This window comes from Corynebacterium accolens, assembly GCF_023520795.1.
GTDB lineage: Bacteria > Actinomycetota > Actinomycetes > Mycobacteriales > Mycobacteriaceae > Corynebacterium > Corynebacterium accolens.
Genome location: NZ_CP046605.1, coordinates 1,357,835 through 1,383,473, shown reverse-complemented (window position 1 = coordinate 1,383,473; position 25,639 = coordinate 1,357,835). Strand labels below are relative to the sequence as shown.

Sequence of the window (25,639 nt, the reverse complement as noted above, 5' to 3'; positions counted from 1 at the left end):
TCTATGGCTGACGCAACTGCTCGCGGTCGCCTCGTCGTGTTGGCGGGTCCTTCCGCAGTGGGGAAATCCACCGTAGTCTCGCGTCTACGGCATGACGTCGAGGGGCTGTATTTCAGCGTGTCTATGACAACGCGCCAGCCCCGCCCCGGGGAAAAAGACGGCGTGGATTATTTCTTCGTCACCCCTGAGGCCTTTCAGGAACGCATTGATGCCGGTGAGATGCTCGAATGGGCAGATATTCACGGCGGATTGCAGCGTTCCGGAACACCCGCCCGGCCCGTAGAAGAGGCCTTGGACGCCGGTCGCCCGGTTCTCGTCGAGGTCGATTTGGCCGGTGCGCGCAGCGTTCGCAAGGCCTTGCCGGAAGCGGATTTGGTCTTCTTGGCACCGCCTTCGTGGGAGGTGTTGGTAGAGCGCCTGACCGGTCGCGGTACCGAACCGCAAGACGTCATTGATCGTAGGTTGCACACTGCGTACGAGGAACTAGCTGCACAGGATGAGTTTGATCACGTTGTGGTCAATGAAAACCTAGATGAGGCAGTGGCCGCCATTAGTGATATCCTGCGTGGATAGACTCTTCTTTTGACCATCTTCAACCAATGTAAAGGTGCATGTGACTAACGTGACCACCCCTTCTAACACTGAATCCGCGAAGTCGGAACCGGTATTTGATGACCCGATTGGCATTACGGACCCGCCAATCGATGAGCTGTTGGACAAGGTTTCTTCCAAGTACGCCTTGGTAATTTTCGCTGCCAAGCGTGCGCGCCAGATCAATAGCTACTACCAAGAGCAAGATGAAGGCGTCTTTGAGTTCGTCGGCCCACTGGTTAACCCAGAGCCCGGCGAGAAGCCACTGTCCATCGCGCTGCGCGAAATCGACGCAGGTCTGTTGGACCACGAGGAAGGCAAGTAAGTAGCGCTCGCTTTCGCGTGCGCACCTTGTGCCTCATTTCAGCCCCGTCCGGCCAAGCCCACTTGGTTTCACTTCTGTGGAACTAACGTGGTGGCCGGGCGGGGCTCTTGTCATGCCTGCACGGTACGATTGTGCGATGTGACTGTTTCAAAATCTCCTCGCAATATCGTGCTTGGCGTTGCCGGTGGCATCGCCGCGTATAAGGCCTGCCACTTGGTGCGCAATTTCAAAGAACATGGCGATAATGTCCGCGTCGTTCCTACAGAAAGCGCATTGAACTTCGTAGGTGCCGCCACTTTTGAGGCATTATCCGGAAATCCCGTTTCCACCAGTGTTTTTGAGGCCGTAGAGGACGTTCAACACGTAGCGGTAGGTCAGGAGGCCGATGCCGTGGTCATCGCCCCTGCCACGGCTGACCTCATTGCGCGCTTGGCTGCGGGACGCGCCGATGACTTGTTGACCGCGACCGTGCTGGTGGCAACGTGTCCCATCATCGTGGCGCCCGCCATGCACACCGAAATGTGGAATAACCCAGCGACACAAGACAACGTAAAGACCCTGCGCCGGCGCGGAATTACCGTCATGGAACCAGCGCACGGGCGCCTTACGGGTAAGGATACGGGCGCAGGCAGGCTGCCGGATCCAGAACAGATTGCGGCCATCGCGCGCACCGAGCTCGCGGGTTTTCATATCGATCACAGCTGGGCGGGGCTGAAGGTCGTGATCTCTGCCGGTGGCACTCAAGAGGAATTGGATCCGGTTCGCTATTTAGGAAACCGTTCCTCCGGCAGGCAGGGGTTTGCGCTGGCTGAGGTCGCCGCACACAAGGGCGCGGATGTCACGGTTGTGGCAGGCAATACGGCGGAGCTGCCCGTACCGAGCGGGGCTACGATCCGGAATATCGTTTCCGCCCAAGACTTGGAGGCCGCGATGCGCGAGGAATCCCGCGATGCCGATATCGTCATCATGGCCGCGGCGGTCGCGGATTACCGGCCCGCGAACGTGGCTGAGTCCAAAATGAAAAAGGGCAAGGCGGATGATGCGCTCGCGACGCTAGAGATGGTGGAAAACCCAGATATCTTGAAGTCTCTCGTGGCAGCGCGCGAGGAGGGCGAGGTGCCGCAAAAGTGCGTCATCGTCGGTTTCGCGGCCGAGACGGGGGATGGCGATTCTTCGGCGCTGGATTATGCGAAAGAAAAGTTTGCGCGCAAGGGGTGCGATGTATTGATGGCTAATGAGGTCGGCCGCGGCGTGACCTTTGGCCAGGAAAGTAGCGAGGGGTGGATCCTGAGGCGGAATGAGGAACCACAGCGCGTAGAGCATGGATCCAAGCAGGTCGTCGCGGCGCAGATTCTGGACGCCGTGAATGAAATGATTGAACCGGGAAATTAAATATTGCGTTTATAGACCGCTTGGTCTAGGGTTGCCTTGTAATGGGTTGGGGCAGAATGCCTCGGTATCGAATACGTAATAATCAAAGGAAGTTTTTGTGACTGATAACGCTGCAGTGGAAGCTCGTCTTTTTACAAGCGAGTCCGTTACTGAGGGGCACCCGGATAAAATCTGTGACGCCATCTCGGATGCCATCTTGGATGCACTTTTAGAAAAGGATCCGGAGTCTCGCGTCGCCGTGGAAACGCTGGTTACCACCGGCCAGGTACACGTCGTGGGCGAGGTCCGCACCAACGCCTACGTGGAAATTCCGGCCCTTGTGCGCGAGACCCTTAAGTCCATCGGCTTTACCTCTTCCGATGTGGGCTTTGATGGCAATACCTGCGGCGTCAATATCGCCATCGGCGAGCAGTCGCAGGAAATCGGTGCCGGCGTGGATACCTCCACCGAGGCGCGCGACCAGGGCGCGGATTATGACGAGGAAAATGACACCGCCGGCGCCGGCGACCAGGGCCTGATGTTTGGTTACGCGTCGAATGAAACCGCGGAGTACATGCCGTTGCCCATCGCCTTGGCGCACCGCCTGTCCCGCCGCCTGACCCAGGTGCGCAAAGAGGGCATTGTGGACCACCTGCGCCCGGATGGTAAGACCCAGGTGACCTTCGCTTATAACGATAATAATGAGCCGTCTCACCTGGATACGGTCGTTATTTCTACCCAGCACGATCCTGAGGTTGATAGCCAGTGGCTAGAAACCCACCTGCGCAGCGAGGTGCTGGACTGGGTCATTAAGGATGCCGGGCTCGATAAGTACTACACCGATGAGACCAACCTCTTGGTCAATCCTTCCGGCTCCTTCATCTTGGGCGGCCCAATGGGCGATGCAGGCCTTACCGGCCGCAAGATCATCGTGGATACCTACGGTGGCATGGCCCGCCACGGCGGCGGTGCCTTCTCCGGCAAGGACCCCAGCAAGGTGGACCGCTCTGCGGCCTACGCCATGCGCTGGGTGGCCAAGAATATCGTCGCCGCGGGCCTGGCGGATCGCGCAGAGGTGCAGGTGGCCTACGCCATCGGTCGCGCCAAGCCGGTTGGCCTCTACGTCGAGACCTTCGGAACCGCGAAGCAGAACTTGACCGATGAGCAGATCCAGGCTGCCGTCAATAAGGTCTTTGACCTTCGCCCGGCCGCCATCATCCGCGAATTGGATCTGCTGCGTCCTATCTACGGCCAGACCGCCGCCTACGGCCACTTTGGACGTACCGACGTTGACCTGCCGTGGGAGCAGTTGGACCGAGTGGAGGAATTGCGCGCTGCCGCTGGTCTGTAGAATGTGGGCTTATGCCTAAGAAAACACCCGCCGCCCGGAAACCGGTCGCGCGGGTGTTGCCTCTTTTAGGGGTTGCCCACCTCGATCGGGGCTTTGATTACCTGGTAGATGAGGCCGAATCTGATAGCGCCCAAGCCGGGGTGAAGGTGCGCATTCGGTTTAATGGGCGCTTGGTGGATGCGATCATCGTCGAGCGCAAGCATGAGTCCGATTTTGGCGGGCAGCTGCGCTTTATCGAGCGGGTCATCTCCCCATTCCAGGTTTATCCACCGCAGCTGTCCCGGCTGGTGGAAGCCCTTGCGGATCGCTATGGCGGAATTTGCTCCGATATCATTCGCTCCGCCATTCCGCCACGGCACGCAAAGGCAGAAGAAGCGGATTTGGATACGCCGTGGGAAGAACTCGGCGCCGCCAGCGAGCCCGATTTATCCGGGTGGTCTGCCTATCAACATGGGGAAACCTTTGTTGATTCCATCCTGGGCGGGAAATTAGCACGTGCCGCGTGGCAAATCGCTCCCGGCGATGAATGGGAAGATGCACTCGCGGCCTTAGCGGTCAAGGTTGCCCTGGGTGGGGGAGGCGTCCTTATCGTGGTCCCAGACCAAAAGGTGGTCGACGCCCTTGAAAACGCCCTGCGCGGTGTTGTGGGGCCGAAACAAATCACGGTGCTCACCAATAGCATGGGCCCGCAAGCGCGCTATCGCCGCTATCTTTCGGCCTTGGTGGGGCAGGCGCGAATCGTCATTGGAACGCGCTCGGCGGCTTTTACCCCCGTGGACAACCTGCAGCTGGCCGTTATTTTTGATGACGGCAACGATAACTTGGTGGATAATATCAAGCCCTACGTCCACGCCCGGGAGGTGCTTACCACCCGATCTGCCTTTGAAAATTGCAGCTTCATTGCGGCGAACCACTCGCGCACGGCGGAAACCCAATTATTGGTGGATTCAGGGTGGGCACACGACCTCATACCGAGCGCCTCAACCATAGAGGCACGCCGGCCGGATATTTTGGCCATTGGCGCCTACGGGCTGTCCATTTCCAGGGAGTTAGAGGGCGGTACGACCTCTGTGCAGGCGCCGGCCTTTCAGGCGGCGCAGCAGGCCCTCGACCGCGGCGAACCAGTGCTAGTGCAGGCCCCGCGCAAGGGGTATGCGCCTATTTTGGCTTGTGGAAAGTGCCATTCTCCTGCGCGGTGCCGTCACTGTAACGGGCCATTGGGGTTGCCTCCGAGCTCGGAGCGCTCAAGCGAGGAAGCCGTCATGCCTACCTGCCGTTGGTGCGGGCGCATTGCCACCAATCATCGCTGTACCGAGTGCGGTTCGCCGCGCCTGCGCGCCATCGTTTTAGGCTCTGAACGCACCGCGGAGGAATTGGGGCGCGCCTTTCCTAATACGTCCGTCGTGGTTTCTGGCGGCAATAAGGTCGTGGGCTCAATTGAAAATGCCCCGGCATTAGTGATTGCTACCCCTGGCGCCGAGCCGCGGGTGAATGGCGGCGCCTATGGCGCGGCGCTGCTATTGGACGCGGGCACCTTATTAAACCGGCAAGACTTGCGCGCCACCGAGGACTGCCTGGCCAAATGGGCGCAGGCGGCCACCATGGTCAGGCCGCATTTTAAGGGCGGGCGCGTCATCATCGCCGCGGATCCGGAACTTCCCGTCGTCCGCCACTTCATGAGCTGGGACATGGTCGCGGCCGCGGTAGAGGAATTGCGGGCCCGGCGCGAGGTGCGCTTTCCGCCGGCCGTGCACTTCGCCGCCATCGATGGGGCGGACGCGGCTCTGGATTCCTTCGAACAGTTGGTGGACCTGCCAGAGCACGCCGAGGTCTTAGGCCCGGTTCCGCTCCCGCCAGGGGACAGCCTCCCCGGGGAATACGATGCGGACCGCTTTGGCCCACCCCAACGCCTAGTGGTGCGCGCCCCGCTGGGGCCGCGATCGCAGTTGGGACGCGCGCTGCGCAAGGCTAATGCGGCGCGCAGCGCAAGAAAAGATGAATTGCCGCTTCGCATCACGGTCGATCCCATTCACGTGGGTTAGAAGTGCGCATAGACTTACCCGATTAGGCAGTACAAGAGAAAGGGACAAATCAGTGGCGGAATTAGACATCAGGCTCTACGGGGATCCCGTATTAAGCTCGCGGGCAGAAGAGATTACGACCTTTGACTCCAGCCTGCGCACGCTGGCGCAGAACATGTTGGACACCATGGATGCCGCCGGCGGGGTGGGGCTCGCGGCGAATCAGGTGGGCATACTCAAGCGCATCTTTGTCTATGACTGTTCGCCTATCCAGGCCGGATTGCGCGGGGTTCTCATCAACCCCGTGTGGACGCCGCTGGGAGAAGACATGCAGGTTGGCCCGGAAGGATGCCTATCCATCCCGGGGATTAGCGCCGATACCCCGCGGCACAACCGGGTATTTGTCTCTGGGCGCGATGTAGAAGGCAGGCCGGTGGGGATGGTCGCCTCGGGGCTTTTGGCTCGGTGCATTCAGCATGAAACCGATCACCTTGATGGAGTGTTATTCCTGCGCCGGCTTGGCGATGCCGACCGCAAGGCCGCCATGCGTACCATCCGCGAAGCCGATTGGTTTAATAGCGCGGGGTAGGCGAGCTTCGGCAACGCAGGCAGGCTCGTTGTACCCTAGAATTTTCACCCGAGACCTCGAGGAGACTCATCCAGTATGCGGATTATTTTTGCCGGCACCCCAGAGCCGGCGGTGGTGGCATTGGAGAAATTGCTTGCCTCCAGCCACGAAGTGGTAGCGGTCATTACCCGGCCCGATGCGAAGAAGGGCAGGGGCCGCAGCCTTCACCCGAGCCCGGTAAAGGCGCTGGCGCAAGAACACGGCATCGAGGTGTTGACCCCGACCACGCTGCGGCCTGGCACGGAGGATGGCGATAACCTGCGTGAGCGCCTGGCGGAGCTGCAGCCCGAGGCCATTCCGGTGGTGGCCTATGGCAATCTCATTAGCAAGGATCTCTTGGATGTCGCGCGCCATGGCTGGGTCAACCTGCACTTTTCCCTTCTTCCCGCCTGGCGCGGCGCGGCGCCGGTGCAGGCGGCTATCGCGGCAGGCGATGATATTACCGGCGCGTCCACCTTCCGGATTGAAGAAGGCCTGGATACGGGACCGGTCTTCGGCACGGTCACAGAAGCCATCACTGGGACGGATACCGCGGACGATCTGCTCACGCGGCTGGCGTATTCCGGGGCGGATCTCCTGGTAGCCACCATGGATGGGCTGGAGGCCGGCACGCTTGAGCCGCAGGCCCAAAGCGGCGAGGCCACTTATGCGCCGAAGATTTCCACGGCCGCAGCCCGCATTGACTGGGCGCAGCCTGCCTTCTCCATCGACCGGCATATCCGCGCCCACACCCCAGGCCCGGGCGCGTGGACGCTGCTTGACGATGCCCGCCTCAAGCTCGGCCCGGTGAGTCTCACCGAGGGCATCGGCAAGCAGCTGCATCCGGGCGAGGCGCTGATTAGCAAGGACGCGGTGTACATCGGGACCGCGACGCAACCGGTGCAGCTGGATAGGATTCAGCCGCCGGGCAAAAAGATGATGAATGCGGCCGATTGGGCGCGTGGATTAGGAAAGAACGCAGAGGTGAGGTTCCAGTGACTGGTGGATTCCGCTCCCGCAGTAAGTCCGGCGACAAGGCGCCGGAGGCTACACAACACGGCAAGAACGGCGCGCCCCAGCGCGGCGGTGGGCAGCGAGGCAATGCGCAGCGTGGCCAAGACAATCGCGGCCAAGCTCAGCGTGGATCCGCACAGCGTGGTCGCGGCATGCAGGACCAGCGCAACCGCGACCACCGGGATAACCGAGGAAACCGAGGTGATCGGAATGCGGGCACAAAGAACACGGGCGCGGGGAAAACACTGGTGCAGGCCGCCATCGACCAGGGCGTGGATCCGGCCCGCGCCGTTGCCTTCGATGTGGTGCGCCGGGTAAGCGAAGAGGATGCGTTTGCCAACCTTGTCCTGCCCAAGGCGCTGCGCAAGCAGAAACTTACTGGCCGCGATGCCGCATTTGCCACGGAGATTACCTATGGCACCCTGCGCACCTTGGGCGTGCTCGATGCGGTAATCGCGCAGTGCTCCTCGCGCGAGTTGGAGGCAATCTCGCCGGTGGTCATCGATGCCCTGCGCCTGGGCACCTACCAGGTGCTCTATACGCGCGTGGAACCCCACGCTGCGGTAGATACCTCCGTCCGGCTCGTCGTGGCGGGCGGGGAGGAAAAAGCCAAAGGGTTTGCCAATGGCATTTTGCGCACCATTACCCGCACGCCGCCGAATGAGTGGCTCAAGCGCCTTGCCCCAGAAGGTGAGATTGCGGGCCTGGCCTTTAGGCATGCGCACCCAACGTGGATCGCGGAGTCTTTTGCCCGCGTTGTCGACCCCGAGGAATTGCCGGCTGTCCTAGCGGCGGATTCCGAGCGCCCGAGCGTGCACCTGGTGGCGCGGCCGGGCGAAATTTCCGCCGAGGAACTGGCACTGATTACCGGAAACGAAGAAGGTACCTACTCGCCCTACGCGGTGTATATGGATTCCGGGGACCCAGGCCAATTGGAACCGGTCCAGCAGGGCATGGCCGCGGTGCAGGATGAAGGCTCGCAGCTTATCGCCCGCGCGGTCTGCGAGGTGCCCGTCAGCGGTACCGACCAGGGCCGCTGGCTCGACCTATGCGCGGGCCCGGGTGGCAAGGCGGCCCTGATGGGGGCCTTGGCGCGCATCGAGTCCGCGCACGTTGATGCCGTGGAAGTATCACCGCACCGCGCGAAACTGATTGAAAAGACCGTGCAAGGGCTGCCGGTGACCGTCCACGTGGCCGATGGCCGCAACCCGCAGGTGGGCTCGGGATTCGATCGCATCTTGGTGGACGCGCCGTGTTCAGGGCTGGGCGCTTTGCGGCGCCGCCCAGAGGCACGCTGGCGGAAATCTGAAGCCGATATTGCCGAGCTTTCGACACTTCAATTCGAGCTATTGTCCTCTGCTCTCAAGCTCGTGCGGCCGGGCGGGGTCGTGGTGTATTCCACGTGTTCGCCGGACCTGCGCGAAACCCGTGACATCGTCGACCAAGCGGTAGAAAAGCTGGGCGCGCAGGAGCTAGATGCGCGGGAATTTATCCCAGATATGGGCAATGTGGGCAAAGAAAAATCCGTCCAAATGTGGCCGCACCGCCACGGGACCGATGCCATGTTCATGGCGGTATTGCGGCGCGGCGATGAGGAAGGGCGCTAGGATTAAAGGTATGCCTGCACCACTTATTTCTCCGTCAATTTTGGCTGCTGACTTCGCGCGGCTAGGTGAACAACTAGAGGCCATCTCGAATGCCGATTGGATCCATGTAGACATCATGGACGGGCACTTTGTCCCCAATCTTTCCTTCGGCCCGGATATTACGGCCACGGTGAAAAGGTCCACGGATAAGCCGCTTGACGTGCACCTGATGATTGAAGATCCGGCGAAATGGGTGGAGACCTATATCAAGGCCGGTGCCACCACCATTATTTTCCACGTAGAAGCAGTGGAAGATGAGGTAGCCGCGGTGGAATTGGCAGAAAAGATCCGGGATTTGGGCGCGCGTGCGGCCTTTTCCATCAAGCCGGATACGCCCATTGAGCCGTGGCTGGATAAGCTGCACCATTTTGATGAGGTGCTGGTCATGTCCGTGGAACCAGGTTTCGGCGGGCAGAAATTCATGCCCGCCATGCTGGATAAGGTCCGCGCCCTGCGCGAAAGCATTGACCAGCAGAACCTGGATACCGTCATTGAAATCGATGGCGGCATCGATCCGGAAACCATTGGCTTGGCCGCGGAGGCCGGGTGCGATTCCTTCGTGGCGGGATCGGCCGTATTCAAAAGCGACGATCCAGCGCAGGCGGTAGAAGAACTGCGCGCGCTTGCGGCGCGGTCATAATGGCCGGCGCGATGGATGAAACCAATATTCCCGGAGCATTGCTTCAGGCCATGCAGGCCGGCGCGGCGGTGCGCGGTACCACAAGCCCCAATCCTCCTGTAGGCGCGGTGATTTTGTCTGCTACCGGCGCCGTTGTGGGCATTGGTGCAACCCAGCCGGTGGGCGGTGCCCACGCGGAAGTCATGGCGCTGCGTGCGGCCGGTGAGAAGGCCCGCGGCGGCACGGCCGTGGTTACCCTGGAGCCCTGCGCGCATACGGGCAGGACGGGTCCCTGCGCCACGGCGCTTATCGATGCCGGAATTGCTCGCGTATTCTACCTGCATCCCGATCCCACGCCCCAAGCGGGCGGGGGTGCGCAGGCCCTGGCCGCCGCCGGGGTAGAGGTGGGCCGGCTCACCGCACCGGATGGCGTCGAAGACGCGGTGCGTGCCTGGTTGCGCGCGGTAAAGCTGCAGCGCCCGCACGTCACCCTGAAATTTGCGCAGACCTTAGATGGGTTTACCGCTGCCGCCGATGGCACGAGCCAGTGGATCACTGGGCCTAAGGCCCGCGAGTGGGTCCACGCCGATAGGGCGCGGCGCGATGCCATCATTATCGGCACCGGCACCGCGCTTGCCGATAACCCCTCGCTTACCGCGCGCTTTAGCGACGGGAGTCTGCGCGAGCACCAGCCGCGCCGCGTGGTCATCGGCAAGCGCGACCTCCAAGCCGCGGGTGAGAAGGCCTCGCACCTGCAGCAGCTGGGATTTGAGCAATATGACACCATCGAGGGCGCGCTGAAGGAGCTATATGCCAGCGGCGCCCGCGATGTCTTGGTGGAAGGAGGGGCTGGCCTGGCCCAGGGCTTTATCGAGGCTGGCGCCGCGGATGCGCTGGCGGCGTATATTGCCCCCATCCTGCTCGGACAAGGGCGCGGGGTTCTGGCGAATGCGGTGGCGCACACGCTTGCCGATGCCCCACATTTTACCACCGTGCGCACCACCAGCCTCGGGCCCGATGTCCTCATCGAATACGAGGCGCGGAATGAGCGTTAAGAGATTAGATACTTAAGAGATAAACACAAGGGGATTAATTGTTTACAGGGCTAGTACAAGAACTCGGCACGGTAGCCGCGCTCGAGCAACAGGCGGATGCGCTGCGGCTGAGCATTCGCGCGCCGCAGACGGTGAGTGACGCGCGCCTAGGGGATTCCATCGCCATCAATGGCGTGTGCCTTACCATCGCGGAATTGGATGGGGATATTTTCTGCGCTGATGTGATGCAAGAGTCATTGGACCGGACGGGACTCGGTCAGCTGAAAGAGGGCGCGCGGGTGAACGTTGAGCCGGCATTGCTGCCGACCACGCGGCTGGGTGGACACATGATGCAGGGCCATGTCGATGGCACGGCGCGCTTGGTCTCGCGCGAGCACTCGGAGCACTGGGACGTGCTGCGCTTTAGCTTGTCCCGCGATCTTGCTCGGTACGTCGTGGAAAAGGGCTCCATCGCGGTCAACGGCACGTCCTTGACCGTCAGCGCCGTAGGCGAAGATTGGTTCGAGGTCTCCCTCATCCCAACCACCTTGCGGGAGACGACGCACGGTGAATCTCAAGTTGGCGATATTGTAAACCTCGAGGTGGATGTGCTGGCGAAGTATGTAGAAAAGATGCTTCACCCCGAATCCGGGATTGCTTAAGCAAAGGACTAGACTGCTAGGTTATGTTCGCGACTGAAGAGAGCATCCATTTTGATGCCATCGATCACGCCATTGCGGAGATTGCCGCCGGCAAGCCGGTCATCGTCATGGATGATGAAGGACGGGAAAACGAAGGGGATCTGATCTTTGCCGCGGAGCTGGCAACCCCGGAACTGGTCGCGTTTATGGTGCGGTATTCCTCCGGATACGTGTGCGCCTCGCTATTGCCGGAAGATTGCCAGCGGCTCGATTTGCCGCCGATGATGGCGCAGAATCAGGACGTGCGCCAGACTGCTTATACGGTCACCGTGGATGCGGCAACGGGCTCTACCGGAATTTCTGCGGCCTCCCGCGCGGAAACCATCCGCCGCTTGGCGGATCCTTCGACCCGGTCCAGCGACTTTACCCGGCCAGGACACGTCGTTCCCCTGCGCGCACGGCCCGGTGGGGTGCTGGAGCGCGATGGGCACACGGAAGCCGCCGTCGATTTGGCGCGCCTTGCTGGCCTTCGTCCTGCGGGCGTGCTGTGTGAAGTCGTATCAGAAGAAGACCCGACGGATATGGCCCGCGGGCCGGAGCTGCGCCGCTTTGCCGATAAGCACGGCCTCGCCCTGATTTCTATCGCGCAGCTCATCGAGTGGCGCCGCCACCATGAGGTGCAAACCCAGCGCGCGGTGGAAACCCGCCTGCCCACCGAGTATGGCGAATTCACCGCGATTGGTTACCGCCATGACCTCGATGGCCAAGAGCACATCGCCTTGATCGCCGGTGATCCCACGCAGCTTCGTGGAGCCCGCGATGTTGTGGTGCGCGTGCATTCCGAGTGCCTGACCGGAGACGTCTTTGGCTCGCGCCGCTGCGATTGCGGCCCCCAATTGCAGGAATCCCTGCGCAAGGTGCAGGAAGCCGGCAGCGGGGTAGTCATTTACCTGCGCGGCCACGAGGGCCGCGGGATCGGGTTGGTGCACAAGCTGCAGGCGTACAGGCTCCAGGACGAGGGCTGGGATACAGTCGATGCCAACCTGGAACAAGGGCTGCCCGAAGACGCCCGCGAGTATTCCGTGGCCGGCCAGATCCTGAAGGACCTTGGGGTGGAATCGGCGCAGCTGTTGACCAATAACCCACACAAGGGCGAAGGCCTTGCCGGCTTTGGCATCGAGGTCAGCCGGCACACCCCGCTGACCATCGCGGCAAATGCCGATAATATTCGGTATTTGCGGACTAAACGCGACCGCATGGGCCACAATCTTCCGCAGGTGGCACAGTGGGACGCGCAGCACGAAGGAGAATTAGGTAAATGAGTAAAGAAGGATTACCGGCTATCGCCCAGGTAGATGCGCGCGGCCTCCGCGTCGCGGTGGTGACCGCGACGTGGAACGAGGAAGTCTGCGATCAGTTGCACCAACAAGCGGTGGACACTGCGCGTGTTAATGGGGCAGAGGTCGCGGAGTTCCGCGTCGTCGGCTCCCTGGAACTGGGCGTGGTTGTCCAAGCAGCCGCGCGGAAGTTCGATGCCGTCGTTGCCTTGGGCTGCGTCATCCGCGGCGGCACCCCGCACTTCGATTACGTCTGCGATTCCGTCACCCAAGCCCTAACGCGCATCTCCTTGGATGAATCGACGCCGATTGGCAATGGGGTATTAACGGTCAATGACCAGCAGCAGGCCATCGATCGCGCAGGTTTTCCTGACTCGGCGGAAAACAAGGGCGCAGAATCCATGATTGCGGCTTTAGATACCGCGCTGCAATTGCGTAGACTAAACGCAGATTAAAGGCAGGCAGGACTTCCGGAGGAGTAAGCACATGAATGAGGCCGCAGCCTCGAATGAATCCCACCCGCGCCGCTCTCTCAGCGATGCAGAGGTATTGGCCTATACCAGCGCGGATCCCTTCGCACGGACCACGTCGAAGCCGTGGGAATATACCGCCAAGTCCCCGTTCTTGCGCAAGATTGCCATCGGCTGGGTCATCCTAGTTATGGCCATCCATATTTTCATGGGTGTCACGCTCGATATCTCCTTTACCGGCGCGCACGTGACCACCATCGATAAATTCGCTTTCCCCGGTGTGGGCGTAGTTATTTCCATCTTGTCCTGGATTGCGCTGAACCGGCCGCGGCTGCAGGCCAATGAGGATGGGGTAGAGGTCCGCAATATCATCGGCACGCGCTTTTACCCGTGGCAGGTGGTCTACGGGCTATCCTTCCCCGTCGGCCAGCGCATGGCCCGCCTCGAGCTGCCTGAATTTGAGGCCGTGCCCGTGTGGGCGCTGCAGTCCGGCGATAAAGATACCGTGATCACAAAAGTCCGTGACTTCCGCGATCTGGAAGCCAAATACATGCCGCAGGATTAAGCATTGGCAGATCCAACCACCTATCGCCCCGCCCCAGGAACCATTCCGACGGAGCCGGGCGTTTATAAGTTCCGCGATGAAAACAAGCGCGTCATCTACGTAGGCAAGGCCAAAAACCTGCGGGCGCGCCTGTCCAATTATTTCCAAGACATCACGCAGCTGCACCCGCGCACGCGGCAAATGGTGTTGACCGCCAGCTCCGTGGAGTGGACGGTTGTTGCCAGCGAAGTTGAAGCCCTGCAGCTGGAATATACCTGGATTAAGCGGTTTGACCCGCACTTCAACGTCATGTACCGCGATGACAAGACGTATCCCATGCTTGCCGTCTCGGTGGGAGAGGTTGTCCCGCGCGCCTTTTTCTACCGCGGCCCCCGGCGTAAGGGGGTGCGCTACTTCGGGCCCTATTCCCATGCATGGGCGGTGCGCGAAAGCCTGGATCTGCTCACCCGCGTCTTTCCCATGCGCACCTGTTCAAAGGGTGTATATAACCGGCATGAGCGGCTGGGGCGGCCGTGCCTTTTGGGCTACATCGGCAAGTGCGATGCGCCCTGTATCGGGCGGGTAAGCAAGGAAGAACACCGCGAGACCGTCAATGAGTTGGTCTCGTTCATGAACGGCAATACGGCTGGTGTTAGGCGCAAGCTGGTCAAAGACATGGAGGCCGCCGCCGAAAACTTGGAATTTGAGCGCGCGGCGCGGTTGCGCGATGACCTTGGGGCCATCGATAAGATTATGGAGCAACAAGCGGTTGTCTTCGCCGATGGCACCGATGCCGATCTGATTGCGTTTAATTCCGACGAATTGGAAGCCGCCGTCCAAATCTTTCACGTCCGCGGCGGCAGGATCCGCGGCCAGCGCGGCTGGGTCGTTGAACGCGCCGGCGACCAGGCAACCTCTGAGCCCATTGAGGAGGGCCAACCCGATCCCGCCTTGCCCGCCCTGGTGCAAAACTTCCTCATCCAATTTTACTCGGATGCCGTGGAGCGCGAAGAACAAGAAGCCCGTGAGGACGCGGCTTTAGCTGCGGATGTGCCGCGGCGCGGGGTGGACCAGGAATCGCACATGGAACAGCGCCACGTCCACGTCATCCCGCGCGAGATTCTGGTCCAGGCCATGCCGGAGGAGTCCGAACAAGTGGTGTCCCTCTTGGAAGACCTGCGTGGTGCGCGCGTCGATCTGCGCGTTCCCCAACGCGGCGATAAACGCTCCCTTATGGATACCGTGGAGAAGAACGCCAAGGAGCAGCTGCGTCAGCACAAGCTGAAGCGCGTGGGCGACCTCACCGCGCGGTCTGCGGCGCTGCAGGATATCCAGGATGCCTTGGGCATGGACCAAGCACCGCTGCGCATTGAGTGCACCGATATTTCGCATATCCAAGGCACCGATGTCGTCGCCTCGCTGGTGGTTTTTGAAGACGGCATCCCGAAGAAATCCGATTACCGGCGCTACCGCATCAAGGAAGCCGCCGGCGACGGGCATTCCAATGACGTCGGCTCCATTGCAGAAATCACGCGGCGCCGGTTTAAGCGCCACAACCAAGATAAGTTGGCGAACCCGGACGAGGAAAAGGAAGAGTCTTCGTTCGCGGAAGAAAAGGTGGCGGAAGAATCCGCCGAGGCAGGCCGCCGCTTTGCCTATCCTCCTCAGTTGTTCATCGTGGACGGCGGCGCGCCCCAGGTGGCTGCGGCGCAAGAGGTATTTGATGAACTGGGCATTGTCGATGTCACCCTCGTGGGGCTGGCCAAGCGCTTGGAAGAAATTTGGGTGCCAGGCGATGATGAACCGGTGATTTTGCCGCGCAATTCCCAGGCCCTGTTCTTGCTGCAGCAGATTCGCGATGAGGCGCACCGCTTTGCCATTACCTACCACCGGCAACAACGGTCTAAGCGCATGCGCTCTTCGGCGCTCGATGCAATTCCTGGTCTCGGTCCACAGCGCCGGACGGATTTGGTCAAGCATTTTGGCTCCGTCAAAAAGCTCAAGGCTGCTTCGGTGGATGAGATCTGCGAGGTCAACGGCTTCGGGCCGAAGCTGGCCCAGACCGTCTACGATAAGTTGCACGACGCACAGTAAATAAGCAGCATTCTGGCAGAAGTGTAGAGCGCGAAAACGCTAGACTGGTGTGCATGACGCACTTCGAGACTCCGCCCATCTTGATTACCGGCATGTCCGGCGGCGGGTTGAGTTCCGCCGCCAAGGTTTTTGAGGATAAGGGCTACTACGTGGCGCATAATATCCCGCCGCGCGCCATCGTGGACCTGTGGAAATTGTGCAACCAGGAAGAAACGCCCGTTGAAAAGGTTGCGGCGGTAACGGACGTGCGTTCCCGCATGTTTCCGGGTTCCCTCATGGAAACCATCGATGAGTTAACGGCGCTGGGCATGAAGCCCACCGTGCTCTTCCTCGATGCCCGCGATGATGTGCTCATTCGCCGCTTCGACTCTGTGCGGCGCACCCACCCCTTGCAGGGCGAAGATACCTTGAAGGTGGGCATTCAACGCGAACGCCAAGCGGTGGCGGAGATTCGGGATCGCTCCGATATCATCATCGATTCGACGAACCTCTCGATTCATGATTTGCGCCGGGCTATCGAAGCTGCGTTTGGCGAATTTCAAAATACCAACCAGCACGTCACGGTGGAATCCTTCGGTTTTAAGAATGGTTCCCCGCGCGATGCGGATATCGTCGTTGACGTGCGCTTTTTGCCCAATCCCTACTGGATTCCGGAGTTGCGCGGCTGCCGCGGTACCGATGCACCGGTGGCCGATTATGTTCTGTCGCAGCCGGCCGCACAGAAATTCGTGGATAATTTTGTCGCCATGTTTTCTACGATGCTCGAGGGATACCGGCACGAGGGCAAGAATTTCATCACCGTCGGCGTCGGCTGTACGGGCGGGCATCACCGCTCGGTGGCGGTAGCTGAGGACATCGCCAAGCGCCTGCGCGCCAATGACACCCTGGACGTCAGCATTTTGCACCGGGATATCGCCCGCAATTAGGGCTGAGGAGCATTAAAAACTGTATGAAACACCCTTCTCATATGGTCTGCCTTGGCGGCGGCCATGGTCTTTATCAAACGCTTTTATCCGCCAGGCGCAGCGATGCAGCGGATATTTCTGCCATCGTGACGGTTGCAGATGATGGCGGTTCCTCGGGGCGCCTGCGCCGGGAATTGGACATTATTCCGCCCGGTGACCTGCGCATGGCTTTGGCGGCGCTAGCCGATGACAATCGGATAGGCGAGCTGTGGGGCAAGACCCTCCAACACCGCTTTGGCGGCAATGGCGCTATGGCAGGCCATGCCGTGGGCAACCTCATGATCGCCGGTTTGACCGGGGTTTTGGGCGATTACCAGGCCGCCTTGGACGCGGTGGCGGAGCTTACCCACTCGCACGGGCGGGTCATCCCCGTGGTTCCGCATCCCTTAGAGATTGAGGCCGATGTCTCAGGGCTTGACGATGACCCCCGGGTCATGCGCCAGGTCCGCGGCCAGGTCGCGGTGGCATCGACGCCGGGGCATGTGCGGCGCGTGCGAATCCTGCCTGAAGCCCCACAAGCCAATCCCGCCGCGCTGGAGGCCATTAGACAAGCTGATCTTATTACCATCGGTCCGGGATCCTGGTTTAGCTCCGTGCTGCCACATACGTTGGTGCCAGAGATCGTCCAGGCCATTTCTGAATCCAATGCCTTGCGCGTCGTCATGCTCAACCTGTCGGCCGAACCGGGAGAAACCCAAGGCTTTTCTGCGGAGCGCCACGTGCACGTTCTTGCCCGTCACGCACCGAATTTGCGCATCGATCGCATCGTGGTGGATGCGGCAGCGCTGCCGAATGAGAGCGAACGGGTTTATGTGCAGCGCGCCGCGCAAGCCTTGGGGGCGCGCGCGGTATTTGCGGATGTCAGCATTCAGGATGACAATGGACAGCGATTGATGAAACACGATCCAGACAAACTTTCTTCTGTCATCGTGGATCTTTATAACGAGTACTGGCGGGCCTAGTTAAAATCAGGCCAGCCAGTCCTCAATGCGCGGGACACGGTAAAATAAGAAAATTCAGTTTCCCACGCAGTAGTTGGTGTGCGTGGGGCCGTGCATTGCACGAGCGTCATTCGTGACTGTGACAGAGAAATGGGGCGAACTAGGTGACCACACCGTTGACCGAACAGGTCAAAGAAGAACTAGCGGCGGTAGGCGTAACCCGTCAGTCCGCGCGCGCAGCGGAGCTCGCATCGATTCTGCGCTTTGCCGGAGAGGTAGACGTCTCTGGGGACAGCATGGCCTATGAGCTTGAGCTCGATAACCAGGCTATTGCGCAGCGCATCCTCGTGGCTTTAGACGAGCTCTATGGGATCGAAGCGGAAAGCCACGTTGTTGGCCCTGCGGGGACGGCGAAGAAATCCCGCGTCATCGTGCGCATCACCACAGGGGCGAAGGAGCTAACCCGCCGCCTGGGCCTGATCACCCGTTCCGGTCACGCTGTGGTGGGGCTTCCCCCGCAGGTCATTTCCGGCACGGTGGCAGATAGCGAGGCCGCGTGGAGGGGTGCCTTCCTTGCCCACGGCAGCCTGACGGAGCCAGGGCGTTCTTCGGCGCTGGAAGTAACCTGCCCCTGCCAAGAGGCCGCGTTGGCACTCGTGGGCTGCGCGCGGCGCCTGGGGATTTCCGCGAAGACAAAAGAGACCCGCGGCGAGGATCGGGTCGTTGTTCGCGACGGCGATGCCATTGGCGCGCTGCTGACCCGCATGGGCGCTCAGGTGACCCGCTTGTCTTGGGAAAAGAAGCGGGTAAAGCGCGAAGCGCACGATACATCGCGCCGGTTGGATAACTTTGATGATGCCAACCTGCGCCGTTCCGCACGGGCCGCCGTGACCGCCGCGGCGCGCGTGGATAGGGCGATGGAGATTCTGGGCGATGACGTTCCCGAGCACCTAGCCGATGCCGGTCGCCTGCGCGTGCAGCACCGCGAGGCCTCGTTGGAGGAGCTCGGCCGGCTGGCGGATCCGCCCATGACCAAGGATGCGGTAGCCGGGCGCATTCGGCGCCTATTGTCCATGGCGGATAAGCGGGCCGAAGAACTGGATATCCCCGATACTAACGAGTCCATCTCGGACGATCTTTTTGGTGACTCTTAGGCGCTGGGTACGATTGGCTCCGGCTCTTTGAACCACGAAAGGCGGGAAGGAGACAGCACTGAGGTGCTTGTCCTTCCCGCCTTGTGTTGTGCCGCGGCCCAGCACCGAGGATGATTTGGTGCTAGGCGGGGGAGGGGCTTAAAGCCGGTGGCGGCCTAAGCTTTATGGGACCGCCTTATGGGACCAAGAAGCCCAAGACGTTGGTCATCAAGAAGACGATGACACAGACAACGGCCAAGAACGCGATGGAGTAGCCCACGACGTTCTTCAAGATGACGGATTCCTTGCCCTCCATGGATACGGCGGTTGCCGCAATGGCCAGGGACTGTGGCGAAATCATCTTACCCACAACACCACCGGCGGTATTGGCGGCCAGCATGAGGTCAGGGTTGACGCCAATGCGGTCAGCGGCGGCGACCTGGAGGTTGCCAAAGAGCGCGTTCGCGGAGGTATCGGAGCCGGTCACCGCGGTACCGATCCAGCCCAGCACGGGAGCGAAGAGAGCGAAGATGGAACCGGCGGAAGATACGAATTCACCGATGGCGATGGTCTGACCCGAGTAGTTCATCGTGTAGGCCAAAGCGAGGACCAAGACAATGGTCAGTCCGGAGAACTTCATGCGGTTGGCAACTTCACCAAAAGCTTGCACGGGTTGGGCGAAGCTGAGCTTGTAGCGGCCGTTTTCGTTGCAGAAGTGATAAACAATGGCCACGATAATGCCGGAGAGCAAGAGCAAGGTACCGGGGTTGCCAAAGACATTGAAGCTAAAGCTGGTGTCCATGGCCTCGCCGTTGGTGCCGATGACGGTGCCATCCAGCAGCGGCCACGCGAACTTCAGCTTCCAGAAGCCGAAGATCGCCGGTGCTGCGGTCGCGATGGCAAATACGGCGGTAACGACGGCGTAGGGCAGCAGGGCCATCCAGATGCGGCGGCCATTGAGGTCGGTCGACGTTTCTGCGGCGGGCAGCTCCATGCGCTCGCGCAGCTGCGCGACGCCGCGTGGCTTCCAGACGCGGAGGAAGATGAAGGCGGCACCCAGGGAGACGATGCAGGCAATAACGTTGGTGAGCTGGTAAGCAAAGAAGGTGGCGGTCAGCCACTGTGCGGCGGCAAAGGAAATGCCGATGACCGCGGCGGCGGGCGCCGTTTCCTTCACGCCGCGCATGCCGTCCAGGATGAATGCGATGAGGAACGGAACAATCGCGGCAATGACCAAGACCTGCAGGGCGATAAGGCCGGCGATATCTTGGGTTTGCTCGGCGGTACGTCCGCCAACCTCACCGGCGGTGGTGACCGGAATACCAACCGCGCCGAATGCCACCGGAGCGGTATTGGCAATAAGAACGACCGTCGCAGCGCGCAGCGGCTTGACGCCGAGCGCCATAATCATGGTGGCGGTGATGGCCACCGGGGCGCCGAAACCCGCAAGGGCTTCAAGGAGGCCACCGAAACAGAAGGCGATGAGCATCGACTGGATGCGGATATCGCCATCGCCTAAGAGGTCGAAGGTCTTACGCAAATCTTCGAAGCGGCCCGAGGCGACCGTGATTTCGTAAAACCAAATCGCCGTAATAATGACCCAAACAATGGGCAGGAGGCCGAAGAGCCCACCGCGGACCGCGGAGGACAGTGCCATATCCACGGGCATCGAAAAGGCAACTATGGCCAGGATGATGGAGGTCGCAAGGGCAACGGCTCCTGAAGTGTGTGCACGGGCTTTAAAGCCCATCAACATAATGAAGAAAGCCACGAGGGGGAGAATTGCCACGAGCGCGGTGAGCCCAAGACTGTCTCCCACAACAGAGGTATTTATCTCAAACATTGAGTATCCTCGATTCTAACGGGGGTACTATCGCAGGCGCATTCGGTCTGCGGGGGACTTAAATTAGTTGCCCACGCGTTTCAGGCGAGAGCTAGCGCCGAGCGAATGCCCGAGTGCTACCTGGAACACAGTGAGTTAGCGTAAGCATATCGCGTCATAAACGCGGTCGTGTGATTTGGCCCAAGTTAATTTATGTCACCGTCTCTGTGGGGAGTCAGTGTGCGAGCAGGCAGCGGAATACTCCGTACAGTGATATATCACACATTAACGGTGTAAAGTCCACAAGAACCAACTTAAACGGGCTTGAACTGCCGGATAATTCGGGAGAAACAAAAATGCTCGGGAAGATTGTACGCCTAGATCGGAAAACTTTCAGATACTTTTCTGGCAGCCTTGCAGCCCACTGCACGCGCTATAAAGGCTCTGTAGTATTGCGGTTGTTGGGCAAAGCCTCGGGCACCTTACTCACCCAGAGCAGTAAAGTACTCGAAGGACCCGCGGTAGGCCCATAGAAATTATTACTCGACTTTTTGAGGAGATTTACAGTGACTACCCGCGTAGGCATTAACGGCTTTGGCCGCATTGGTCGTAACTTCTTCCACGCAGTTAACCGGACCGACAACGACCTTGAGATCGTTGCCGTCAACGACCTGACCGATAACCAGACTCTCTCTAACCTGTTGAAGTACGACTCCGTACTGGGTCGCTTCGACGGCGAGATTACCTACGACGATGACTCCATCACCGTCAACGGCAACCGCATCCAGGTCTTCAACGAGAAGGACCCAAAGAACCTGAAGTGGGGCGAGCTGGACGTGGACCTCGTTATCGAGTCCACCGGCCTGTTCACCAACAGCAACGACGCAAAGGCTCACATTGAGGCCGGCGCCAAGAAGGTCATCATCTCTGCTCCTGGCAAGGAAGTTGACGCAACTTTCGTCTACGGTGTTAACTCCGACACTTACGACCCAGCTAACCACGACGTTATTTCCGCAGCTTCCTGCACCACCAACTGCTTGGCTCCTATGGCCAAGGTCTTGAATGATAAGTTCGGTGTGGAAAAGGGCCTGATGACCACCGTTCACGCTTATACCGGTGACCAGCGCCTGCAGGACGCTCCTCACAAGGACCTGCGCCGCGCCCGCGCCGCAGCCGTCAACCTGGTACCTACCTCCACCGGTGCAGCTAAGGCCGTCTCCTTGGTCCTGCCTGAGCTGGAAGGCAAGCTGGACGGCTACGCAATGCGTGTTCCGGTCATCACCGGTTCCGCAACGGACCTGACCTTCACCGCTTCCCGCGACGTCACCGTTGAGGAGATCAACGCCGCACTCAAGGAAGCAGCTGAAGGCGAGCTGAAGGACACCCTCGCATACACCGAGGATCCGCTGGTTTCCACCGACATCGTCACCTCCCCGCACGGCTGCATCTTCGATGCCGGCATGACCAAGGTCTCCAACGGCAACCTGGTCAAGGTGCTGGGTTGGTACGACAACGAGTGGGGCTACACCTCCCAGCTCGTCCGTATGACCAACCTGGTTGCAGAAAAGCTCTAAAGTTCTAATACAGAGCAGCCCTTAATGCGATACCGGCCACAACGAACGCCCCTGACGGCACGACGTTGTGGCCGGTATCCTTTTATGTAGGAACCTCAACTGCAGAGTTCACTTTAAAAGGAGTAACACATGGCTTTTAAGACCCTAGATAACCTGCTAGAAGAAGGCGTAGAGGACCGCCACATTCTGGTTCGGTCTGACTTCAACGTGCCGCTGGATGATGACGGAAATATCACCGACCCCGGCCGCATTACCGCATCTCTTCCCACCATCAAGGCTCTTGTCGATGGCGGCGCGAAGGTCATCCTTTCCGCACACCTCGGCCGCCCCAAGGGTGAGGTAAATTCCAAGTACTCCCTGGCTCCGGTCGCAGAAGCGCTGTCTGAGCCCCTAGGCCAGTACGTTGCCTTGGCCAACGACGTCACCGGCGAAGACGCCCACGAGCGCGCCAACGGACTAAATAGCGGCGATGTCATGCTGGTAGAAAATGTCCGCTTTGACCCACGCGAGACCTCTAAGGATGAGGCAGAGCGCGGCGAATTCGCCGACGAGCTCGTCGCCCTGGCTGCCGATAACGGCGCCTTCGTCTCCGACGGCTTCGGCGTTGTTCACCGCGCACAGACGTCTGTGTATGACGTCGCCAAGCGCCTGCCCGCCTACGCCGGCAAGCTGGTGGAAAAGGAATTGGACGTATTGTCCACCGTGGCCAAGGATCCAGCGCACCCTTACGTCGTCGTTCTGGGCGGTGCAAAGGTTTCCGACAAGCTGGGCGTTATCGAAGCCCTTGCCGGAAAGGCCGACAAGATCATCATCGGCGGTGGCATGTGCTACACCCTTCTGGCCGCTAAGGGCTACAACGTTCAGGAGTCTTTGTTGCAAGAGGACCAGATCGAAAACTGCAAGAGCCTGCTGGAGCGCTTCGGCGACAAGATCGTCCTTCCGGTAGACCTCACCGCCGCCAGCGAGTTCGCCGCAGACGCTGAGACCAAGGTCGTTGAGCTCGATGGTATCCCTGAGGGCTGGATGTCACTGGACATCGGACCCAAGTCCATCGAGGAATTCGCCGACGTACTGGCAGATTCCAAGACCGTATTCTGGAACGGCCCCATGGGCGTATTCGAAATGGAAGCCTTCTCCAAGGGCACCGCTGGGGTGGCGCAGGCGATTATCGATGCCACCTCCTCCAACGGTTCCTTCTCCGTCGTCGGCGGCGGCGACTCCGCAGCCTCCGTGCGCACCTTGGGCCTCGACGAGGATGGCTTCAGCCACATCTCCACCGGCGGCGGCGCATCCCTTGAATACCTCGAGGGCAAGGAGCTGCCGGGCGTTTCCGTGCTCGAGGCATAAACCGCCTAAAACAGCTAAATACAGGCGTACACAGAAAGGATTAATTATGGCACGTACACCACTTATTGCTGGCAACTGGAAGATGAACCTCGATCACATCGAGGCCATCGGTTCCGTTCAAAAGTTTGCCTTCTCCCTGCCGGAGGATTACTACGACAAGGTCGATGTAGCCTACATGGTTCCATTTACCGATATCCGCACCATTCAGACCCTCGTTGAGGGCGATAAGCTGAAGATCACCTACGGTGCGCAGGATATCTCCAAGCACGAATCCGGCGCCTACACCGGTGAGGTATCCGGTCAGATGCTGAGCAAACTGGGCTGCAGCTGGGCAGTCGTCGGCCACTCCGAGCGCCGCGAATACCACGGCGAAACTGACCAGCTGGTCGCTGAGAAGGCCGCAGCGGCCCTGGAGAATGGCATCAGCCCCATCGTCTGCGTGGGCGAGCCACTCGACGTGCGCGAGGCCGGCACCCACGTTGACTACGTGGTGAACCAAACCCGCGATTCCCTGCAGGGACTTAGCGCCGAGCAGCTATCCAAGACGGTTATCGCCTACGAGCCCGTGTGGGCCATCGGCACCGGCAAGGTTGCCTCCGCCGATGACGCGCAGGAAGTATGTGCTGCAATCCGCGGCTTGGTCAAGGAGCTGGCAGGCGACGAGGTCGCCGAGGGCATCCGCATCCTGTACGGCGGTTCCGTGAAGGTCGATTCCGTTGCTGATATCGTCAGCAAGCCCGACGTGGACGGTGGCCTGATTGGCGGTGCTTCCTTGGTAGGAGAGGACTTTGCCAAGCTAGCCGCCAATGCCGCTAATGCCGTTAGTTAACATGCGTTAACAATCATCACAAGGTGACTGTTGTGCCGCGGGTTGGGGTGAGCCCCGCCCGCGGCATGGTGTACAGTAGGCGCTTGTGATTGCTTTGCGTAGGCAAAGCCGGAAAGTACTTCGCGCCGGTGGCTAGCGTGACTTTCGGTAGTACATCGAAGGTGCCACTGGGCGCACGTTGAGAAAAGGAAGAACCTCATGGTCTTAGCACTGGAAATCATTTTGCTAATTTCAGCTATTTTGATGTCCATCTTTGTGCTTTTACACAAGGGCAAAGGCGGCGGCCTGTCTAGCCTTTTCGGCGGCGGTGTGCAATCGAACCTGTCCGGTTCGACCGTGGTGGAAAAGAACCTGGACCGCTATACCGTCGTCATGGTGATTATCTGGTTGGCCTGCATCGTTGGCCTTAACCTTATCCAGGCCTACGCTTCCTAGGAAGCACGCAGCAGGCCCCCGCGAACCACTAGCGGCGGCCAACCGCGCAAAACAGCGCCGGTACTTCAGTCCCATAACCCTTCGTAGAGAAGGGAAAGGACCGAGGTACCGGCGCTGCTGGCTTTACAGCTCCTGGGCGGCATCGTCTGCAAGGAAGAGGATCGTTTCCTTCGTCCCTTGCGCACCAGCGGCCGGGCATTCTTCAGCGTCGACGCCGTCAACGATGTTCTTTGCGGCAGTGGCCTTTTCTTCCCCGGCGACCAAGAGCCAGACGCGCTCAGACCTATTGACCGCCGGCAACGTCAGGGTGATGCGCTCGCTGGGCGGCTTCGGCGAATCGTGTACCGGTACCGCGAGTTCTTCCTGCTCACGGATGGCAGGAGAGTGGGGGAACATGGAGTTAATGTGGCCTTCTGCACCCATGCCCAAAAGGTGGAGGTCGAAGCCTAAAGGCGCGAAGTCCTTCAACTCTGGCTCGTAGGCATTGGCGGCCGCCTCCATGGAGACCGCACCGAGGTCGAACCCGTGGATATTCTGATCTGGGATATCCACGTGATCGAGCAGCGCGGAACGCGCTTGGCCTTCGTTGGAATCTGGGTCGCTGACCGGGACATTGCGCTCATCGCCAAAGAAGATGTGCACGCGGGACCAATCGATGCGCAAGGCGGGGTAGTTCTCGCCTTGCTGCTGTGCGGCGAAGTCCAAGCGCGCGAGCTCGTGCAGCAGCCCAATTCCTGCGCCCCCGCCAGTTAGTACGACTCTTGCCACGCCGTCACCATGGAGGCCACCGTTGCCGGCTTGAATACCGGCGATGGTTTCAATGAATTTGAGTGCGGCTTGGGAAATAAGGTCATCTACATCGCTGACGCGGTGAAGCGTTACCATTCGGTATCAGAATCCTTTGCAAAGAATCGGTATGAGCAAGTGC

24 protein-coding genes are annotated in these 25,639 nt (G+C 60.2%); 22 read left to right on the top strand and 2 right to left on the bottom strand.

Translation table 11 applies throughout. The features are described from left to right. Window positions 1–3: 3 nt before the first annotated feature. The 18 genes from gmk to whiA all read left to right on the top strand — a co-directional run bounded on the left by gmk (window position 4) and on the right by whiA (window position 18,725). Window positions 4–573 carry a guanylate kinase gene (gmk, locus tag CACC_RS06615; RefSeq protein WP_005279073.1) on the top strand — a complete coding sequence of 190 codons (570 nt, stop codon included), beginning with the start codon at window positions 4–6 and terminating at the stop codon, window positions 571–573. Between the two features lie 40 nt (window positions 574–613). Continuing rightward, complete coding sequence (gene rpoZ, locus CACC_RS06610) at window positions 614–916, top strand: DNA-directed RNA polymerase subunit omega (protein ID WP_005279075.1); 303 nt, start codon at window positions 614–616, stop codon at window positions 914–916. A 138-nt stretch (window positions 917–1,054) separates the two neighbouring features. Continuing rightward, window positions 1,055–2,308 carry a bifunctional phosphopantothenoylcysteine decarboxylase/phosphopantothenate--cysteine ligase CoaBC gene (coaBC, locus tag CACC_RS06605; RefSeq protein WP_035108465.1) on the top strand — a complete coding sequence of 418 codons (1,254 nt, stop codon included), beginning with the start codon at window positions 1,055–1,057 and terminating at the stop codon, window positions 2,306–2,308. Between the two features lie 97 nt (window positions 2,309–2,405). Continuing rightward, window positions 2,406–3,638, top strand: coding sequence for a methionine adenosyltransferase (metK, locus tag CACC_RS06600; RefSeq protein ID WP_035108466.1), 1,233 nt, complete (start codon window positions 2,406–2,408; stop codon window positions 3,636–3,638). 11 nt (window positions 3,639–3,649) lie between these two features. Then, window positions 3,650–5,680, top strand: a complete 2,031-nt coding sequence (locus CACC_RS06595; protein ID WP_005279079.1) for a primosomal protein N' — start codon at window positions 3,650–3,652, stop codon at window positions 5,678–5,680. Window positions 5,681–5,732: 52 nt separating this feature from the next. Beyond that, window positions 5,733–6,248: a peptide deformylase gene (gene def, locus CACC_RS06590; RefSeq protein ID WP_005279086.1), complete on the top strand. Its 516-nt coding sequence runs from the start codon at window positions 5,733–5,735 to the stop codon at window positions 6,246–6,248. Between the two features lie 75 nt (window positions 6,249–6,323). Continuing rightward, a complete protein-coding gene (gene fmt, locus CACC_RS06585) occupies window positions 6,324–7,265 on the top strand; it encodes a methionyl-tRNA formyltransferase (RefSeq protein WP_005279087.1) in 942 nt (313 codons plus the stop codon). Further along, window positions 7,262–8,887, top strand: coding sequence for an RsmB/NOP family class I SAM-dependent RNA methyltransferase (locus tag CACC_RS06580; protein WP_035108469.1), 1,626 nt, complete (start codon window positions 7,262–7,264; stop codon window positions 8,885–8,887). Before fmt ends, CACC_RS06580 begins: the two co-directional genes overlap by 4 nt. Window positions 8,888–8,897: 10 nt before the next feature. Further along, entirely contained in the window at window positions 8,898–9,566 is a 669-nt protein-coding gene (rpe, locus tag CACC_RS06575) for a ribulose-phosphate 3-epimerase (RefSeq protein ID WP_035108471.1), read from the top strand. A gap of 11 nt (window positions 9,567–9,577) precedes the next feature. Next, entirely contained in the window at window positions 9,578–10,600 is a 1,023-nt protein-coding gene (gene ribD / locus CACC_RS06570) for a bifunctional diaminohydroxyphosphoribosylaminopyrimidine deaminase/5-amino-6-(5-phosphoribosylamino)uracil reductase RibD (RefSeq protein ID WP_425265812.1), read from the top strand. A gap of 38 nt (window positions 10,601–10,638) precedes the next feature. Beyond that, window positions 10,639–11,241, top strand: coding sequence for a riboflavin synthase (locus tag CACC_RS06565; RefSeq protein ID WP_005279094.1), 603 nt, complete (start codon window positions 10,639–10,641; stop codon window positions 11,239–11,241). A gap of 23 nt (window positions 11,242–11,264) precedes the next feature. Next, entirely contained in the window at window positions 11,265–12,542 is a 1,278-nt protein-coding gene (locus CACC_RS06560; RefSeq protein ID WP_005279095.1) for a bifunctional 3,4-dihydroxy-2-butanone-4-phosphate synthase/GTP cyclohydrolase II, read from the top strand. Beyond that, window positions 12,539–13,012, top strand: a complete 474-nt coding sequence (gene ribH / locus CACC_RS06555) for a 6,7-dimethyl-8-ribityllumazine synthase (RefSeq protein WP_005279097.1) — start codon at window positions 12,539–12,541, stop codon at window positions 13,010–13,012. Before CACC_RS06560 ends, ribH begins: the two co-directional genes overlap by 4 nt. Before the next feature lie 31 nt (window positions 13,013–13,043). Continuing rightward, window positions 13,044–13,592, top strand: a complete 549-nt coding sequence (locus CACC_RS06550; RefSeq protein WP_005279101.1) for a PH domain-containing protein — start codon at window positions 13,044–13,046, stop codon at window positions 13,590–13,592. Window positions 13,593–13,595: 3 nt separating this feature from the next. After that, complete coding sequence (gene uvrC, locus CACC_RS06545; protein WP_005279102.1) at window positions 13,596–15,665, top strand: excinuclease ABC subunit UvrC; 2,070 nt, start codon at window positions 13,596–13,598, stop codon at window positions 15,663–15,665. Between the two features lie 44 nt (window positions 15,666–15,709). After that, window positions 15,710–16,591, top strand: coding sequence for an RNase adapter RapZ (gene rapZ / locus CACC_RS06540; RefSeq protein WP_172596749.1), 882 nt, complete (start codon window positions 15,710–15,712; stop codon window positions 16,589–16,591). Window positions 16,592–16,614: 23 nt separating this feature from the next. Further along, the gene (locus tag CACC_RS06535; RefSeq protein WP_035108474.1) at window positions 16,615–17,592 is read left to right on the top strand and encodes a gluconeogenesis factor YvcK family protein; all 978 of its coding nucleotides are present in this window, start codon (window positions 16,615–16,617) and stop codon (window positions 17,590–17,592) included. Window positions 17,593–17,747: 155 nt separating this feature from the next. Next, entirely contained in the window at window positions 17,748–18,725 is a 978-nt protein-coding gene (whiA, locus tag CACC_RS06530; protein ID WP_005279109.1) for a DNA-binding protein WhiA, read from the top strand. Window positions 18,726–18,900: 175 nt separating this feature from the next. Here the strand turns inward: whiA and CACC_RS06525 are convergent, their stop codons facing one another. Then, a complete protein-coding gene (locus tag CACC_RS06525; RefSeq protein ID WP_005279111.1) occupies window positions 18,901–20,547 on the bottom strand; it encodes an L-lactate permease in 1,647 nt (548 codons plus the stop codon). Between the two features lie 545 nt (window positions 20,548–21,092). Between CACC_RS06525 and gap the strand changes: the two genes are divergently transcribed. The 4 genes from gap to secG all read left to right on the top strand — a co-directional run bounded on the left by gap (window position 21,093) and on the right by secG (window position 24,711). Beyond that, a complete protein-coding gene (gene gap, locus CACC_RS06520) occupies window positions 21,093–22,100 on the top strand; it encodes a type I glyceraldehyde-3-phosphate dehydrogenase (protein WP_005279113.1) in 1,008 nt (335 codons plus the stop codon). A 129-nt stretch (window positions 22,101–22,229) separates the two neighbouring features. Continuing rightward, on the top strand, window positions 22,230–23,447 hold the full coding sequence (locus CACC_RS06515; protein ID WP_005279114.1) for a phosphoglycerate kinase: 1,218 nt from the start codon (window positions 22,230–22,232) through the stop codon (window positions 23,445–23,447). Window positions 23,448–23,493: 46 nt separating this feature from the next. Further along, entirely contained in the window at window positions 23,494–24,276 is a 783-nt protein-coding gene (tpiA, locus tag CACC_RS06510) for a triose-phosphate isomerase (RefSeq protein WP_005283078.1), read from the top strand. A gap of 198 nt (window positions 24,277–24,474) precedes the next feature. Next, window positions 24,475–24,711 (top strand): preprotein translocase subunit SecG, encoded by a 237-nt coding sequence (gene secG / locus CACC_RS06505; protein WP_005279116.1) that lies wholly within the window; start codon window positions 24,475–24,477, stop codon window positions 24,709–24,711. 123 nt (window positions 24,712–24,834) lie between these two features. Here the strand turns inward: secG and pgl are convergent, their stop codons facing one another. Beyond that, on the bottom strand, window positions 24,835–25,596 hold the full coding sequence (pgl, locus tag CACC_RS06500) for a 6-phosphogluconolactonase (protein ID WP_005279117.1): 762 nt from the start codon (window positions 25,594–25,596) through the stop codon (window positions 24,835–24,837). Between the last annotated feature and the right edge of the window lie 43 nt (window positions 25,597–25,639).

Bases quoted from the DNA above. Each gene is read 5' to 3' on its own strand.
- gmk (WP_005279073.1), top strand. From the start codon at position 4: ATGGCTGACGCAACTGCTCGCGGTCGCCTCGTCGTGTTGGCGGGTCCT.
- CACC_RS06595 (WP_005279079.1), top strand. From the start codon at position 3,650: ATGCCTAAGAAAACACCCGCCGCCCGGAAACCGGTCGCGCGGGTGTTG.
- fmt (WP_005279087.1), top strand. From the start codon at position 6,324: ATGCGGATTATTTTTGCCGGCACCCCAGAGCCGGCGGTGGTGGCATTG.
- rpe (WP_035108471.1), top strand. From the start codon at position 8,898: ATGCCTGCACCACTTATTTCTCCGTCAATTTTGGCTGCTGACTTCGCG.
- ribD (WP_425265812.1), top strand. From the start codon at position 9,578: ATGGATGAAACCAATATTCCCGGAGCATTGCTTCAGGCCATGCAGGCC.
- CACC_RS06560 (WP_005279095.1), top strand. From the start codon at position 11,265: ATGTTCGCGACTGAAGAGAGCATCCATTTTGATGCCATCGATCACGCC.
- ribH (WP_005279097.1), top strand. From the start codon at position 12,539: ATGAGTAAAGAAGGATTACCGGCTATCGCCCAGGTAGATGCGCGCGGC.
- CACC_RS06550 (WP_005279101.1), top strand. From the start codon at position 13,044: ATGAATGAGGCCGCAGCCTCGAATGAATCCCACCCGCGCCGCTCTCTC.
- CACC_RS06535 (WP_035108474.1), top strand. From the start codon at position 16,615: ATGAAACACCCTTCTCATATGGTCTGCCTTGGCGGCGGCCATGGTCTT.
- CACC_RS06525 (WP_005279111.1), bottom strand. From the start codon at position 20,547: ATGTTTGAGATAAATACCTCTGTTGTGGGAGACAGTCTTGGGCTCACC.
- CACC_RS06515 (WP_005279114.1), top strand. From the start codon at position 22,230: ATGGCTTTTAAGACCCTAGATAACCTGCTAGAAGAAGGCGTAGAGGAC.
- tpiA (WP_005283078.1), top strand. From the start codon at position 23,494: ATGGCACGTACACCACTTATTGCTGGCAACTGGAAGATGAACCTCGAT.
- secG (WP_005279116.1), top strand. From the start codon at position 24,475: ATGGTCTTAGCACTGGAAATCATTTTGCTAATTTCAGCTATTTTGATG.
- pgl (WP_005279117.1), bottom strand. From the start codon at position 25,596: ATGGTAACGCTTCACCGCGTCAGCGATGTAGATGACCTTATTTCCCAA.